Here is a 15,629-nt window from a genome sequence, read left to right on the forward strand (position 1 = left end):
CGACGGGCCTTCAGCCGGGCAGTGCGGCCGGCCGGTCCAGGGCGCCCAGCAGTGAGATGAAGCTCGACTCCAGGAACGCGCCGAGCTCCACGAGCGCATCCGGTTCGTCGAGCCGCCAGCTGGTGACGGCCTCCTCCGCGAAGGCCATCCAGGCCCGTGCGGCGACGAGCAGCCGCGGCGAGTCCGGCATCCCGAGCCGGCGCTGCCCCTCCTCCACCCGCCGGGCCAGGGTGGCGCGGGTGGACTCGACGATGTCCTCCACCGCGGGATGGCTGCCGGCCGCGCCGCGGACCAGCGCGAGATAGACCTTGCGGTGCTCCGTGACGTACGCCGCGAATCCGGCGATGAACGACCGCAGCCAGGCGACGGGCTCCAGCGACGGATCCGGGTTCGTGGCCGCGGCGAAATCGTCGCACTCCCGCCGCACCACACAACGGTAGAAGTCGCGTTTGGAGTCGAAGTAGTGAAAGAGCAGCCCCCGGGAGATTCCCGCGCGGCGCGCCACATCGTCGGTGGAGAGCTCGTCCAGCGAGCAGTCCGCGAGCATGTCCACGCCAATCGATACCAGCTGCGCCCTTCGCTCGTCGGGGCTCAGACGCGCGGCTCGCTTCTCGGGCATGCCGTCAGTGTAGAAGTATTTCGGCACCGAATTACCTCAATGCCACCCGATCACCGACAGGCAGGCGCCACACGGGCCCCCGACCCTCACGCGGACATGGCGAAGCGCCACTGCAGGCTCCGGGGATGACGGAAGAGCGGGCAGCGGCGCGACACCTGGACCGGGGCCGTCGGATCAGCGGCGGCTGCCGAAGAGCGAGCGTCGCAGTCGTCGCAGAGGCGCGAAGAGCGAGACACGCGCACTCTTGCTCCGACGTGTGTGCGCGGCGTCACGCGAGGTCAGCTCGCGCATCAGCAGCGTCGCCTCAGCGGAATCGCGCTGCGGGACGACAGGGCCGCCCAGCACCGCGAGATGGCGGTCGAGGCGCGAACTCGTCGCCCCTGTCCCGCAGGTAATAGCAGGCACTCGCGGCCTGCTTCGCACCGTTATCTGTTCCATGTCACTCCCCACCCGTACGAGGGCACCCGGCCCGGGCAGGTTAACCCTATCGCCCCGCGGCGACACCCGTGTATCCCGGGCGCAGGATTGAGCACACACATACGGAGATTGACGACGGTTCACCGATAATACCGATTCCAGGGCGAGTTGGACAGAGAGCCGATGACCGGACCACCCGGTACCGCTCCGCGGAGAGCGCCCGGAACGCACCCGGAAGAGGGTTCCGGCCTGCGGAACCCCCTCCCGGAGGACGGCTTTCGGCGCGGGCGTCAGGCGACCGAGTCGAGAACCGGCAGATAACCACCGGACTGCCCGGCGGCGAAGGGGTGGTACGACTCACCGATGTCGAGCCAGTTGAGACTGTGCAGCCAGGCGCTTCCCGAGCAGATCTCGTGCCCGGTGAACTTCCCCGTGACGTCACCGAAGGTGAAGCCGTGGTCGGCGGCCCGCTTGGCGGTGGCCGCGTTCAGATAGTCGGACGCGCCGTTGATGGCGGCGCGCACCTTGTCGCTGAGCCCGACGACACAGCTGCCGCCGATCTTGTAGAAGCGCGGGTAGCCGAGGACGACCACATGGGCGGACGGGGCCTTGGCGTGAATGGCGTCGTACACCGTGTCGAGCTTGCCGGGAAGCGTGGAGTCCACGTAACCGCGGGCGGTGGCGATCCGGTTGAGGCAGGTGGCCTCCGACTGGAGGACACAGGTCGTCATGACGTCGGAGAATCCCGCGTCGTTGCCGCCGATGGAGATCGAGACGAGGTCGGTCGAGGAGTTGAGCGGTCCCAGCTGGCCGGCTGTCACATCGCCGGTGCGCGCCCCCGAACAGGCGGTGAAGGCGAAGGAGGCGGGCGAGTGGGCGGCCGCCCAGAGCGAGGGGTAGGCGAGGGTGCTGCGCTTGCAGTCCCCGCTGGAGCCGATGTAGCTGCCGGAGCCGACTCCCGAGGAGTAGGAGTCACCGAGGGCGACGTAGTCGACGGCCTGGACGGACGGAGCGGCGTTCGCGGTGGCCGCCCCGGTCAGGGCGACGACGGCACCGAACAGGAGCGAGGACGAGAACGCCACGAGTCTGGACATTTTCATGGAATCTCCCTTGGACCGACCAGCAGGATCTCTGCCATGTACGTGGTAGCAGCAGGGAGAGTCATTCCGGAAGTGTGCATGCCAAGTCCATCGGATGAGCTTCTGGCGCCGGTCCGCTGAGGGCGCGTCACTCCGGCGCACCGGGGGATCGCGCGGGCGGCGGACCGCATGGCCCGGCGGCACCGGCCCAAGCTGCGGAAAGTGGTGAAACCCGGGTGCGCCGGGTGCCCGGGTGACGGATCATGGGCGCCATGTCTGCCACCCCCGAGTCAGCTCTGCCGATCCGGCTCACCGTCGACGACAGCGACTCCCCGTCCGACGTCGTCGACGCCCTCTTCCTCGGCCGGTTCGCGACGGGCGAGCAGTCTTACTCCCACAGCACCTCCCTCGACCGGGTCCGCAGCGGGGCCACGCTCCTGCCCCCGGATGCCAAGGTGCTGCGCGCCGCCCGTGACGACGACCGCAGCGCCCTGCTCGCGGAGGGCGAGGGCTGGACGCTGCTCGTCTCCCGGTGGAACCGGGGCGCCGACGTCACGGTCACCGCGACCACCCCGGAGCTGGCGCGGGAGGTGCTCGACCAAGCCACGAACGGCGCCCAGGACGAACCCGATCCGCAGCCCGACAGCGTGACCATGGGCTTCTGGCACTTGTCCCCGCGCCGCGGCCCGTGCCGCACCACCCGGCAGATCACGGCCGGTGCCTGGGACGAGGTGCGCACCAACTACACCGCGCCGGTGGCCGATGCCATGGACGGCCTGATGAAGGTCACCCCGGACGACATCACCGGCCGGCTGCTCCTGCTGCACGGTCCGCCCGGCACCGGCAAGACCTCCGCGCTGCGCACCCTGGCCCGGTCCTGGCGGGACTGGTGCCAGGTCGACTGCGTGCTCGATCCCGAACGGCTCTTCAACGACGTCGGCTACCTGATGGACATAGCGATCGGCGAGGACGACGGCTCGGCGAAGGGCCGCTGGCGGCTGCTGCTCCTGGAGGACTGCGACGAGCTGATCCGCGGCGAGGCCAAGCACACGGCCGGTCAGGCGCTGTCCCGGCTGCTGAACCTCACGGACGGGCTGCTGGGCCAGGGCCGCAACGTGCTCGTCGGGGTGACCACCAACGAGGACCTGGAGCGGCTGCACCCGGCGGTCGTCCGGCCGGGCCGCTGCCTGGCCCGGATCGAGGTGGGCCCGCTGACCCGTGAGGAGTCGGCGGCCTGGCTCGGCACCGATGAGGGCCTGGGCCGCGAGGGGTCACCCGAGGGCGCGACCCTGGCGGAGCTGTACGCCCTGCGCCGCGGCACGGGCCCCGCCTCGGTCCCGAAACAGGACTCGGGAGCGGACGCGGGCCTGTACCTCTGACCAGGCACAAGCCCGCTGAGCGCACATTCAGGCGCGTCCGGCGGTTGAGGACATCCTTCAGCCCGTCCGGCGCTTGAGGACGAAGCGGCCCGCCGGACGGCCGGGGGGCCGGACAACCGGCCTCACCCCGCGTACGCGGCCCGCACCGCGTCCTGCGCCAGCGCGAGCGCCCGTGCGCGGGACAGACCCAGCCGCCGGGCCTGCTCCGCGTACTCCTGGGCGGCGGCGGCCGCGTTGCGCTCGGCCGCGTCCCCCGCGGCGGCGATGAACGTGCCGTTGCGCCCGCGCGTCTCGATCACCCCGTCCGCCTCCAGCGCCCGGTACGCCTTGGCGACCGTGTTGGCGGCGAGGCCCAGTTCCCCGGCGAAGCCGCGTACGGTCGGAAGTCTGTGGCCCACCGGCAGGGCGCCGGAGCGGGCCAGTTCGGAGATCTGGGTGCGCAGCTGCTCGTACGGGGCGGCGCCGGAATCCGGGTCAACGGAGATCTTCAGAGTCACGGCCCGATTCTCCACCCACCGCCCGAAGCCGCCGGTGCCCGCCCCGCCGCCGGAATAATCACGGGCGCACCGGCGGCACCTGCGGGTACGGTCCGCCGCATGACTGTCATCGTTCGCGACTTCCGCACCTCCGACGCCGAGGACTGGGTACGGGTGCGGCGCGCGGCACTCCCGTTCCTGGTGACCACCCCGGAAGCGGTCGTCTACAGCCTGGCGAACGCCCGGCCCGACAGGCGGTACCGCCTGCTGGTCGCGGAGGAGGACGGCGAGGTCATCGGAACGGTCGAGGCCGGTCTCGCCCATGAGAGCCCCAGGCCCGGTCAGGCATCGTGCAATCCGCACGTCCATCCGGAACGGACCGGCCGTGGCGCGGGCTCCCTGCTGCTGCGCACGGCCGAGGAGCATCTGGCCCTGGCCGGTGCGAGCGAGGTCTACGCCTGGGTGCTGGACACCCCGCGCGACCGGGCGTTCGCGGAGCGGCACGGCTACGAACCCAGCCGCCCGGCGCACTTCCTGCGTCTGGATCTGGCCGGCGGCACGCTGCCGCCCCGTCAGGAGCTCCCGGCCGGTGTCGAGTTGCGGACCGGCGCCGATTTCGAGGGCGACCCGCGACCGCTCTTCGAGGCGGACGCCGAGACGACGGCGGACGAGCCGAGCGACACCCCGGCCCAGCCCTCGGACTACGAGGAGTGGCTCACCGGGACCTGGGCCGACCCCGCGCTCGACCGCCGCCTCACCTCGGTGGCGGTCGTCGACGGCGAGGTCGCGGCGTTCAGCGCGGCGCGGTGCGACAGCTCGGGCCGCTACTGGTCGGGGATGACCGGCACCCGGCGGGCGTACCGCGGCCGCGGGCTGGCGAAGCTCGCCAAGAACGACTCGCTGCACCGGGCGCGCGCCGCCGGCTACACCGACGCCTACACCGGCAATGACGCCGGCAACGGTCCGATGCTGGCGGTCAACCGCTGGTTCGGCTACGAGATCTGCGCCACGGAGGTACGCCATGTCCGCAAGCTCGGCTGACCCCGGACCGGATGCCGGACCCGGCACCGGTCTGACGGTCGTCCTGGTCAAGGCCGGAAAGACCAAGATCAGCTATCCCGCCGCCCTGCTCGCCGACGACGGCACCCGGGTGACGGTGCGGGCGCCCTGGGCCGCCCCCGGGGTCCGCGACTTCGGCTTCGTGCGGTTCGAGCCGGGTGACGTCTTCACCGAGCACTACTGGCGCGACGCCTGGTTCGCGGTGAAGGAGGTCCGCACGGGAGCGGGCGGGCTCAAGGGCTGGTACTGCGATGTGACCCGCCCGGCGGTGCTGCGGGACGGTGAGCTGACCGTCGAGGACCTGGACCTCGATCTGTGGGTGCCTGCGGACCGTACCGGCGTACTGCGCCTGGACGAGGACGAGTTCGAGGAGAGCGGGCTGGCCGGGCGCGATCCGGAGGCGGCGCGTGCCGCCGTCGCGGCGCTGGACGAGCTGGAACGCCTCGCCCGCGCCCCGGAGGGGTTCGCCGGCCTGCTGGGCTGAGCGCCCCGCACCGGTCCGCCTCAGCCGGCCACCAGCTCGACCTCGTACCCCGCCGCGTCCTCCAGGTACGCGGCCACGTGTCCGTCGCCGCCCGCGTGCGGATGACGGTCCGGGAAGAGCAGCCGCCAGCCGTGTTCCGGAGCGCGGGCCACCAGCGCGTCGAGGGCCGCCCGGTCCGCCACGTGGAACGCCAGGTGGTTGAGGCCCGGACGGCACCGCTCGTGCGCTCCGGGAACCAGGTCGGGCGACTGCTCGACGACCACGTAGCTGTCGCCCCGGCGCCAGCTGCGCCCGTGCGCCCACCGCTGGTACGGCACATGGCCCAGCTCGCCGAGGAGCCAGCCCCATCCCGCCTCGGCCACGGCCAGGTCGGGCACCCACAGCTCGATGTGGTGGACCCGGCCGGTGCGGACCCCGCCGGCCGGCAGCGGGACCGCGCGGCGGGGCCCGCGCGGTTCGTACGCGACGGTGTCGCCGTCCTCGTGCCAGTGGACCAGGAAGCGCTCCCCCGCCCGGTAGCCGTCGAGCCCGGCCCTGCAGTACGCCACCATGTCGTCCGGAAGGGCGTCCAGCGGGAACCAGGCCAGCTCCGAGCACTTGTCCGGCTCGCGGTTGTACGGCGGCCGGGCCGGGTCGTACGCCGCCTCGAAGAACCAGCCGGTCCTCGGACCGCCGCCGGGCCCCCGGTGGTGCATGACGAGGGCCACCCGCAGCTCCTCCGGCTCCAGCGCGATCCCGGTCTCCTCCGCCGCCTCGCGGATCATGCCCTCGCGGACGTCCTCACCGTCCTCCAGGTGGCCGGACGGGGCGTGCAGCAGCCCGTCCGCGTACCCCGTACCGGCCCGGCGGGCGAGCAGGACGTCGGAGCCGCGCCGCAGGATCAGGTGTACGTCCACCACCTCGGTGTGCCGGCGCGGCGGTTCGGCGCGGGCGACCAGGGCGTAGCGCTCGTCGTCGACGTCCTTGCCCCAGAGGTCGCGGTCGCCGGAGAGCCGTTCGTGGTGGATGCGCTCGGTGAACGGGGCGAGCAGCGAGGTGAGTCGGCCGGCGGACAGCCCGACCCCGTTCCACACGCCCTCGATCAGCACCAGTCTGCCGCCGGGGCGCAGCAGACCGGACCAGTGCCGCAGGACCGCCGCCGGGTCGGGCAGCAGCCACACCACGTGCCGGGCCAGGATCACGTCGAACCGCTGCTTGCCGACGGGCGGCGCCGCGGCGTCCCCGGCGAGCACCTCCGCGCCGGTGCCGGCCAGCTTGGCGCGCGCCTGCTCCACCATGCGCGGCGAGCGGTCCACGGCGGTGACCCGGTGCCCCTGCCCGGCGACGAGCAGCGCCAGGCTGCCGGTGCCGCATCCCAGGTCGAGGACCTCGGAACGCTCCCGGGGCAGCCAGCTCTCCAGCCGTCGCGCCCAGGCGTGCCGGACCACGGGGTCGAGCAGCCCGTGGTCCGGCTCCTCGTCGAAGGAGTCGGCGGCGGAGTCCCAGTCGATCGTCGTCATGCACCGATCGTGCCATCCGCCTCCGACAGCGGCGGATTTCCTGGAGGCCTCGGCCCTGATCCGCCGGACAGGCCCTAGCCGACGGCCGAGGCGCAGGTGGTCGGGGTGGCGTGCGCCGGGTCCAGGGCGTTGCCCACCTCGTGGTAGGCGACCCGGTCGACGGTCCCGATCGCCACGTGCTCCGACAGGTCGACCGGGCACAGGTCCTGGAGCAGCACGTTGTGCACGTCGGGTCCGTCCAGGAACTGGGTCCGGTACGGGGTCACGACCTCGTCGTACCTGGTCGCGATGACGGTGTAGTGCACTCCGGGCACGGTGTCGGGCAGTGAGTTGAGCTTGGTGACGAAGGGCGATCCGGCCACCTGGTCCGCGAGTCCCGGAGTGCCGGTGTTGAGCAGGTACGCGGCTCCGGGGAAGTACGGCAGCAGCTTCGTCAGTCCGAGGAGGGTGGTGCCGTGGTTGTCGGGCGCGAGCCCGATCATGGCGTTCACCTTGGCCGCCCCGCCGAGGAACTTCAGGTAGTAGTTGGGCATCATGCCGCCCTGGGAGTGGCCGACGATGTCCGCCTTGGGCGCCCCGGTGGAGGCGAGCACCTTGTCGACGAAGGTGGCGAGCTGCCCGGCCGACTTGTCGACCGGGCCCAGGCCGTTGAAGAGCGGCACGCCGGGGAGCTGCCCGTAGTCGAGCGAGTAGACGCAGTAGCCCCGGTTCACCAGGTAGGGGGCGAGGACGAGCCAGTTGTCGACCGAGTTCCCGAAGGTCCCGTGGACCAGGACGACGGGCCGGGGGTGGGCTGCGGAGGGCTTGCAGGAGTAGTCGTTCCAGCCGTGCGAGGTGGCTGTGGCGGCGGTGGGGGCGGCGGCAGCGGCGGTGGCCGTGGGGGCGGCGAGCGCGGCGACGGCGAGGAGCAGTGCGGCGAGGGTTCTGCGCGCTCGTGGGGCACGCGGCGCACGGGTCCAGGGCAGCATCGTGTGTTCTCCTTGCGGCTCAAGGGAGTTGCGATGTCTGTGCACCCTGCGGCCCGGACCACAAGTTCTGACGGTGTTCGGCACGTCTAGTCAGCGTGCTCATGCCAACTTACGCGCGAGTAGGGTTTCCTTGGAAGTTACGCGTCGGTAAAAACTGACCGGCGGTAACCCCGACTTCCGGACAGCCCGCGGCGGCGGTGCACCGCCGCTCAGCCGCTCATCGCATCCCCGCGGTGCTGGCGGGCCGTACCGCACCCGGCCCGAAGCGGGCCCGGGCGCGGTCGGCCGCGGCCTCGATGCGGCGCGACCGGTCGTCGTCGGGGCCGAAGGTCAGCTGCCGGGAGGCGGACGCGGCGTCGCCGAGTTCCCCCGCGCGCAGGGCGAGGGAGCGGACCCGGGCCCGCTGGAGCCCCAGGGACCCGTGCAGCGCGTGGGCGGTGGCGCGGAGCCGGGGGGTGTGCGCGGTGGCCTCGGACAGGGTGCGGCTGCGGGTGATCGAGGAGTGCCCCGCGCGGTCGGCGTACAGGACGGTCAGGGTCAGCGCCCGGCAGGTCTGCCGCTCGTCACGGAGGCGGGCGCCGAGCTGTTCGGTCAGGTGGGTCAGGGCGGCTCGCTGGCGGGCGGCGTCGGACTCGTCGCGGCCGAAGCGGTGTTCGGCGTCGACCGTGCGGGGCGGGGCGCCCGGAGCGACGCGGGTGGGATCGATGCCGGCCGCGCGCTCGCGCAGCTCGCGCCCGGAGGCCGCGCCGAGGATGCGCTGGAGGGTGAGCAGCGGGGTGGCGGCGATCCGGTCGGCGGTGCGCAGGCCGTACGAGGCCAGGGTGCGGGCGGTGGCCGGGCCGACGCCGGGCAGCGCGGCGGCGGGAAGACCGGCGAGGAACCGGGTGACGGCCTCGGGGTCGTCCGGGACCGCGCGGATGGCGCCGGGTTCCCCCCGGTGGGCGGCGAGCCGGGCGAGGAGCGGGTTGGGGCCGATGCCGACCGTCACGTCGAGGCCGTGGAGCGCGGCCGCCCGCATCCGGATCAGGGCCGCGAGCCCGGCGGCGTCGCGGTCGAAGTAGCGGGTGCTGCCGGACACGTCGGCCAGGGCCGCGTCCGGGGGCAGGGCCTGGGCGACGGGGGTGAACTCGCCGACCATGTCCAGGAGCCGGCGGTACGCGGGGTCCGGCTGCGGGGCACCGAAGTGGAGGTAGAGGATCATCCCGGTCACCCCGCGCTTCCGGGACTCGCGTGGTGGAAGGACCGCCCGTCGAGCGCGTCGAGGGCGGGCAGGGTGGCGGAGGCGGGGGTGCCGGGCGGCTGGAGGTCGGCCCAGGGGTGCAGGGCGTAACCGTTCGGCTGGGTGATGGTGCGGCGCGGCGCCGCGCCGCGCGGGGTGGGCTCGGGACGGGTGAGGCGGTCGGCGACGGCGGCGGGGCCGCCCTCGCGGTACAGGTCGATCAGCTCGGCCAGGTTCCAGGCGGCGGTGCCGGTGATGCTGAAGGCACGCGGCGGACGGCGGGCGAGGGTGCCGCGTACGAGCAGCAGACCGCTGTGGAACACCGTGTGGGCGCAGCGTGCGTGGCTGTCCTCGAAGAACGCCAGGTCGGACAGGCCGGTGGGGTCGTCCAGGGTGGCGAAGATGACGCGCTTGCCGGAGCGGATCGGCGGGGTCTGGGTGGCGACCTTCACGCCGGCGACGAGCACGGTGGTGCCGTGCCGGAGGCCCGGCAGATCGGCGGCGGGGGTCGCTCCGATGTCGGCGAGCAGGGAGCGGTGCTCGTCGAGGAGGTGGTGGGAGATGTCCATGCCGAGCACGTCGAGTTCGGCGGCGAGCTGTTCGGAACCGTTCATGGCCGGCAGGCCGGTGGTGGTGGCTGTGACGGTGTCGTCCGGCCCGGTTTCGGCATCCCCCGGGCTCGTCGCGTTCCCCACGTCCGCCATGGGGAGCTGACCGTCGGCGGATCCGGCCGCGCCGCGCCGCGAGCGGTGCAGCTCGGCGAGGGTCAGCAGCAGCTCACGGCGGGGCCCGAACGCGCTCAACGCACCTACCTGGGCGAGCCGTTCAGCCAGCGGGCGACTGGGCCTGGCGCGCTCCCAGAAGTCCTCGACCGAGGTGTACGGCTGCCCGGCCGCGATGCGCCCGCTCTCCGCCTCGGTGATGCCGCGCACCTGCGACAGACCGATCCGCACTCCCCACTTACCAGACACCAGTTCGATTATGTGTGCGGCCTGGGACCGGTTGACGTCGGGCAGCAGCAGCGGCACCCCGTGACGCCGGGCATCGGCGGCCAGGACCCGCTTGTGGTACATCCCCGGATCGTGCGTGAGCAGCCCCGCGAGCAGGGCCGCCATCCGGTGGGCCTTGAGCCAGCTCGACTGGTAGGCGGGCTGCGCGAAGGCCGAGGCGTGCGCCTTGGCGAAGCCGAAGCTGCCGAAGTTCTCCAGGGTCCTCCACACGTCCCGTACGACCTGGACCGAGTAGCCGCGCCCGCGGGCCCGGTCGGCGAACCAGGCCCGGACCCGGCCCGCCCGCTCGGGGACGGACAGGGCGCGGCGGGCCTCGTCCGCCATGCCCCGGTCGCAGCCGGTCATCGTCACCATGATCGCGATGACCTGCTCGTGGTAGACCACCTGCCCCTCGGTCTCGGCCAGGATCGCCTCCAGGTCGCGGTGCGCGTAACGGGTCGCGTTCCGGCCCTCTCGGGCGCTGATCAGCGGCTCCACCATGTTCGCCGCGACCGGTCCGGGCCGGAACAGGCTGATGTCGAGCGCCAGGTCCCCGAACGACCGCGGCCGCAGGTTCCGTACCAGCTCCCGCTGGCCCGGACTCTCCAGCTGGAAGGTGCCCAGGGTGTCCCCGGAGGAGATCAGGTCGTACGTGGCGGCGTCGTCCGGCGGCACCTGTGCGGGATCGTCCAGGTCGATGGGTTCACCGGTGACGCGTTCGATCTCGGCGGCCGCGTGCGCGAGCGCCGACTGCATCCGTACGCCGATGACGTCGATCTTGGGGTGCCCGGTGTCCTCGATGTCCTCCTTGTCGAACTGGGACATGGCGATGTTCTCGACGGTGGTCGGCGTCAGCGGGGTGCGCCGCACCAGTGCCGCGTCGGAGACGAGCAGCCCGCACGGGTGCATCGCCGCCTCGAACGGCAGCTCGTCGAGCGCCTCCACCAGCTCCCAGAGCCGGCCGTGGTCCTCTGCGGCGACCTCGCGCAGCTCCGGCAGCTCGGCGAGCGCGGCCCGCACGTCCTTGGCCCGGATGTGCGGGAACGCCTTGCCCAGCCGGGCCGCCCGGTCCGGGGCCATGCCACGGGCGCGGGCCACCACCTCGATCGCCCCGCGCGCCCGGTACGTCTTGTAGACGGCGAGCGTCGCCACCCGGCCAGCCCCGAACCGCTCCCGTACCGCCTGGTAGACCTCCAGGCGGCGGGCCGACTCGACGTCCAGGTCGATGTCGGGCAGGGCCGAGCGGTGCTCGGACAGGAAGCGTTCCATCACCAGGCCGTGCGCCACCGGATCGACCGGGCTGATCCCCAGCAGATGCGTGACCAGCGAGCCCACGCCGGAGCCGCGCGCGGCCACCCGGACGCCGAGCCGCCGGGCCTGCGCCGCGACCTCGGCGACGGTCAGGAAGTACCCGGCGAAGCCGTGCCCCGCGATGATCCGCAACTCGTTCTCCAGCCGGTCCCAGCGCTCCCCCTCCCGGTGGTAGGCCCGGCTCAGCATGCCCGCCGCGCACCGGTCCGCGAGCACCCGGTCCGCCGACCCGGCGCTCGCGCCCACGAGTTCGGGCTCCGGAAGGTTCAGCCGGCCGAGCCCGAACGCGTCACCGGGATCGACCGCGCACGCCTCGGCCGTCTCCTCCGTCGCGGCGAGCAGCCGTCGCGCGTCCCCGCCCCGGCCGCCCACGGCCTCCGCGATCCGCCCGGCGATCCGCTCCATCTCCCCGGCGTCCTTCAGCCACCGCTGCCCGCTGTCGAGCCGGGACGCGTCACGGGCGTCGATCGGCACCAGCAGCCGGGCGGAGTCCAGGATGTCGGCGACCTCGCCCCGGTCCGGGTCGGCGTAGCGCACGGCGTTGCTCAGTACGGGGACCACCTGCTGCTCGGCGGCGAAGCCCGCCATGCGCGCGGCCAGCCGCAGCGATCCCGGCCCGGTGCCGGGCCGCCCGTGCCAGGACGTCTCGATGCGCAACGACCGGCCGAACCGTTCGCGCCAGGGGCCGAGCAGTACGGCGGCCCGGTCCGGGCGCCCCGACGCCAGCGCCTGCCCCACCTCGGAGTCCGCCCCGAGGAGGACGAACAGCTCGTCGTCCGGGCAGGACAGGTCTCCCCAGGTGACGCCCTGGTCCGACGCGACCGACACCAGACGGCACAGCTCGGCCCAGCCGCGTGCGGTCCGGGCCAGGAACACCGCGCGCTGCGGTGCCTCCGTGACGAACGCGCCGCCCCGGGAGGGGGAGGTCCGCTGCCTCTTCGCCGACGCCGGTACGGCCGCCGGTACGCCGGGCACCGCCAGGTCGACGCCGAACAGTGGCCGGATCCCGGCCCCCGCACACGCCTTCGCGAAGCGCACCGCGCCCGCCAGGGAGTCCCGGTCGGTCAGCGCCAGGGCATCGAGGCCACGCTCGGCAGCCCGCTCTGCCAGTGCGTGCGGGTGGCTGGCTCCGTACCGCAGCGAGTATCCGCTCGCCGCACGGAGGTGCGTAAACGACATACACACCTCCTGCTACTCATGGCCCCCCTTTGCCTTGTCCGTGTCATCCCGATTCACCCCGATCGAGAGAAGTACCCTAACTCAATGTTCGCACATTCATTCGATTCGATAGGAGCGGAACTCCCGAGGCCGGGAGGCAAGCCGTCCCGCAGCCGTCACTCAGCCATTCGGCCCGGCCCCGACTGCGTGGACAACGGACACGCAGCACGGTGGGGTCATGACTTTCGCTGATGAGGTGAAGAACGCCATCACTCCGCGGGCCGCGCTGCTCGTCATCGGCGTACTGGCGCTGCAACTGCTGTTCATCGCGTCCTATGTCGGAGCGCTGCACAGGCCGAAGCCGACGGACGTCCCCTTCGGGGTCGTCGCACCCCAGCAGGTCTCCGCCCGGCTCCTCACCGAGCTGAAGGACCTCCCCGGCGGCCCGCTGGATCCCCGCACGGTCAGCGACGCGGCCACCGCCCGCCGGCAGATCCTCGACCGCGACATCGACGGCGCCCTGATCGTCAGCCCCCGGGGCACCACCGACACCGTGCTGGTCGCCTCCGGCGGGGGCACCGTGCTGGCCGACTCGCTGACGAAGATCATCACGAAGGTCGACCTCACCCAGCGGCGCACGGTCCGCTCCGTGGACGTGGCCCCGGCCTCGGGCGACGACTTCGACGGGCTCTCGTCCTTCTACCTGGTGGTCGGCTGGTGCGTCGGCGGGTACCTCTGCGCGTCGATCCTGGCGATCAGCGCCGGCACCCGCCCCGCCAACCGTCAGCGCGCGGTGATCAGGACCGGGGTCATGGCGCTGTACTCGATCGCGGGCGGAATCGGCGGCGCGATCATCATCGGCCCGATCCTGGGGGCCCTGCCCGGATCCTTCTGGGGGCTGTCCGGCCTGGGCGCGCTGACCGTCTTCTCGGTCGGCATGATCACGCTCGCCCTGGAGGCGCTCACCGGAATCGTCGGCATCGGCCTGGCCGTCCTGCTCGTGGTGGTCGCGGGCAACCCGAGTGCGGGCGGCGCCTTCCCGCTCCCGATGCTCCCGGACTTCTGGCGGGCGATCGGCCCCGCGCTGCCACCGGGGGCCGGCACCTGGGTGGCGCGCTCGATCGCGTACTTCCGGGGCAACGCGGTGACCGGCCCGCTGCTGGTGCTCTCCGCGTGGGCGGTGGCCGGCACGGTCGTCACCCTGCTGATGGCGATGCGGAAGAAGCCGGAGGCGGCGGACGACACGCGGCTCACGGCAACGGGGACGGGGACGGAAACAGGGACGGGGACAGGGACAAGGAGAGGGACAGAAAGCGGCGGCTCAAGTCTCGCTTAGCGCTCGGCCCAAGCGGCCGGACCAAGCGGTCAAACCGTGGCGCCCCGGTCGGCGTCGCCCTCCGGGTCGTCGCCGCCGGCCGCCGCTCCCGTCTCCCGGCCGTCGGGTTCGTCCCGCTCGCCCCGTTCCACCGGGGCGGCCTGGAGCCGGGCGTCCGAAGGGCCCGTGACGTGCTGATCGATGGCGCCACCGCCCCCGTCGTGGTCGCTGCCCGCCGTCCCCTTGCTCAGCGGTCCGAGCACGTTGAGCGTTCTGTCGATCTCCAGCCAGGAGTCGGCGTTGGAGTTGTCGATGGTGATCAACGAGGGGCCGTGCCTCGTCTCCATGCCTCCGTCGGGGGCGTCGGCCCATGCGGTGCCTTCCGCGAACTGCGCCCCGCACAGCAAGCCGGCGACGACCGCCAGGGTGGCTCGTGCTCTGGGCACGGTGAATCCCGTCATGCTGTTCCCGCTTCCCGGATGTGTTGTCCGTGACTGTCGTACTGGACGTTGCTTCGTACTGGACGTGGCTGCCGTACTGGACGTGACTTCGTACGGGACGTGCTGAACGCCGCCACGCGGGCCGGCCGGTCCTCCTGCACCGGCCGGCCCGCTGCTCCCGGTTCCGCCTCAGGCGGTGACGAGCCGGGGTTCGGCCGGGTGGTGCCTGCTGATGTTCTTCTCCAACAGTTCGGTGGAGGCCCGCACACCCACCGATGAGCCGGGCGAGAACTCCGGGAGCCGCCCGTCGGCTTCCCTCAACTCGCTGAGCGCGGTGTCGATGGCGGTGTGCGCCGCGAACAGACACGGCGTGCTGTAGATCGCCACCTGGCATTCCAGGTCGGTGAGTTCGGAGAGCGAGAGCCTCGGCGACTTGCCGCCCGCGATCTGGTTGAAGAGCAGCGGCTTGTCGTTGATGACCTTCCGGATCCGGCGGATCCACTCGACGTCCCGCACCCCGTCGACCAGCACCACATCGGCGTCGGTCTCCGCGAGCGCCTGTGCGCGGCGAAGGATGTCCTCCTCCTCCGTGGCATCCGTGCGGGCCACGACCACGAGGTCTCCCCGGTTCTCCAGGACGAGGTTCAGTTTCTCCAGGTACTCCTCCAGGGGCAGTACCGTCTTGCCGTCCGCGTGGCCGCATCGGCGCGGACGCTTCTGGTCCTCCAGAATCACTCCGGACGCCCCGCTCCGCTCCAGTTGCCGCACCACATGGCACGCCACTTCCGGGTCCACGTATCCGTCGTCGATGTCGACCAGCAGGTGGTGGGACGGGAAGGCGTGCCGGAGCCGTTCGACGAACGCGACCATGTCCGGCCACGCGATGAAGCCGATGTCCGGCAGTCCGTAGTAGGAGGCGGCGAAGCCGAACCCGGACACGAAGAAGCCGTCGTAGTGGCGGGCGGCCACCGATGCCGAGTACATGTCGTAGATGCCGACGAGCGGAGTGGTTCCGGGCGTGTGGATCTGCTGGCGCAGCGCGCTTCCGTAGCGCATGTCTCTCTCCTTGCGTGCGGCCGTGAACCGGCCGGTGACGGGGGTGATCCCGCACCCCGACACGGAGTCGGGTCCGACGGGTCCGTCACAGAAATCAGTGACGGGAACAGTGACGGGAATCGGTGGCGGGACCGGTGGCAGGGATCCGTAAGGCCTCGCAC

14 protein-coding genes are annotated in these 15,629 nt (G+C 72.4%); 4 read left to right on the forward strand and 10 right to left on the reverse strand.

Annotation, left to right across the window (positions count from 1 at the left end):
• Positions 1–10 precede the first annotated feature (10 nt).
• The 3 genes from ACIP89_RS31595 to ACIP89_RS31605 all read right to left on the reverse strand — a co-directional run bounded on the left by ACIP89_RS31595 (position 11) and on the right by ACIP89_RS31605 (position 2,136).
• On the reverse strand, positions 11–619 hold the full coding sequence (locus tag ACIP89_RS31595; protein ID WP_401930570.1) for a TetR/AcrR family transcriptional regulator: 609 nt from the start codon (positions 617–619) through the stop codon (positions 11–13).
• Positions 620–793: 174 nt separating this feature from the next.
• Positions 794–1,057: a hypothetical protein gene (locus tag ACIP89_RS31600; protein ID WP_073739333.1), complete on the reverse strand. Its 264-nt coding sequence runs from the start codon at positions 1,055–1,057 to the stop codon at positions 794–796.
• Positions 1,058–1,326: 269 nt separating this feature from the next.
• A complete protein-coding gene (locus tag ACIP89_RS31605) occupies positions 1,327–2,136 on the reverse strand; it encodes an SGNH/GDSL hydrolase family protein (RefSeq protein ID WP_401930569.1) in 810 nt (269 codons plus the stop codon).
• Between the two features lie 251 nt (positions 2,137–2,387).
• Between ACIP89_RS31605 and ACIP89_RS31610 the strand changes: the two genes are divergently transcribed.
• Entirely contained in the window at positions 2,388–3,494 is a 1,107-nt protein-coding gene (locus tag ACIP89_RS31610) for a DUF5925 domain-containing protein (RefSeq protein WP_401930566.1), read from the forward strand.
• Positions 3,495–3,616: 122 nt separating this feature from the next.
• Here ACIP89_RS31610 and ACIP89_RS31615 read toward each other — a convergent pair whose 3' ends face one another.
• Positions 3,617–3,991 carry a GntR family transcriptional regulator gene (locus tag ACIP89_RS31615; protein WP_401930564.1) on the reverse strand — a complete coding sequence of 125 codons (375 nt, stop codon included), beginning with the start codon at positions 3,989–3,991 and terminating at the stop codon, positions 3,617–3,619.
• Positions 3,992–4,090: 99 nt separating this feature from the next.
• On the opposite strand from ACIP89_RS31615, the gene ACIP89_RS31620 reads away from it, so the two are divergent.
• Positions 4,091–5,011 (forward strand): GNAT family N-acetyltransferase, encoded by a 921-nt coding sequence (locus ACIP89_RS31620; protein WP_401931892.1) that lies wholly within the window; start codon positions 4,091–4,093, stop codon positions 5,009–5,011.
• Complete coding sequence (locus tag ACIP89_RS31625; RefSeq protein ID WP_401930559.1) at positions 4,992–5,513, forward strand: DUF402 domain-containing protein; 522 nt, start codon at positions 4,992–4,994, stop codon at positions 5,511–5,513. The genes ACIP89_RS31620 and ACIP89_RS31625 overlap by 20 nt, the downstream gene beginning before the upstream one ends.
• A gap of 20 nt (positions 5,514–5,533) precedes the next feature.
• Here the strand turns inward: ACIP89_RS31625 and ACIP89_RS31630 are convergent, their stop codons facing one another.
• From ACIP89_RS31630 to ACIP89_RS31645, 4 genes are all read right to left on the reverse strand, one after another.
• Positions 5,534–7,012, reverse strand: coding sequence for a trifunctional class I SAM-dependent methyltransferase/NUDIX hydrolase/VOC family protein (locus ACIP89_RS31630; protein WP_402117875.1), 1,479 nt, complete (start codon positions 7,010–7,012; stop codon positions 5,534–5,536).
• Between the two features lie 74 nt (positions 7,013–7,086).
• Positions 7,087–7,980 (reverse strand): esterase/lipase family protein, encoded by an 894-nt coding sequence (locus ACIP89_RS31635; protein ID WP_401930555.1) that lies wholly within the window; start codon positions 7,978–7,980, stop codon positions 7,087–7,089.
• Between the two features lie 217 nt (positions 7,981–8,197).
• Positions 8,198–9,181 (reverse strand): hypothetical protein, encoded by a 984-nt coding sequence (locus tag ACIP89_RS31640; RefSeq protein ID WP_401930799.1) that lies wholly within the window; start codon positions 9,179–9,181, stop codon positions 8,198–8,200.
• A gap of 5 nt (positions 9,182–9,186) precedes the next feature.
• Positions 9,187–12,678: a DNA polymerase III subunit alpha gene (locus ACIP89_RS31645; protein WP_401930552.1), complete on the reverse strand. Its 3,492-nt coding sequence runs from the start codon at positions 12,676–12,678 to the stop codon at positions 9,187–9,189.
• 217 nt (positions 12,679–12,895) lie between these two features.
• Here ACIP89_RS31645 and ACIP89_RS31650 point away from each other — a divergent pair, with 217 nt between their 5' ends.
• Complete coding sequence (locus ACIP89_RS31650) at positions 12,896–13,993, forward strand: DUF3533 domain-containing protein (protein ID WP_402117877.1); 1,098 nt, start codon at positions 12,896–12,898, stop codon at positions 13,991–13,993.
• Between the two features lie 29 nt (positions 13,994–14,022).
• On the opposite strand, the gene ACIP89_RS31655 is transcribed toward ACIP89_RS31650, so the two are convergent.
• Together ACIP89_RS31655 and ACIP89_RS31660 are read right to left on the reverse strand one after the other, a co-directional pair.
• Positions 14,023–14,418, reverse strand: a complete 396-nt coding sequence (locus ACIP89_RS31655) for a hypothetical protein (RefSeq protein ID WP_401931885.1) — start codon at positions 14,416–14,418, stop codon at positions 14,023–14,025.
• A 183-nt stretch (positions 14,419–14,601) separates the two neighbouring features.
• Entirely contained in the window at positions 14,602–15,468 is an 867-nt protein-coding gene (locus ACIP89_RS31660) for an oxaloacetate decarboxylase (protein ID WP_401930543.1), read from the reverse strand.
• Positions 15,469–15,629 lie beyond the last annotated feature (161 nt).

Origin of the sequence: Streptomyces sp. NPDC088730, assembly GCF_044751215.1 — a bacterium.
Lineage (GTDB): Bacteria > Actinomycetota > Actinomycetes > Streptomycetales > Streptomycetaceae > Streptomyces.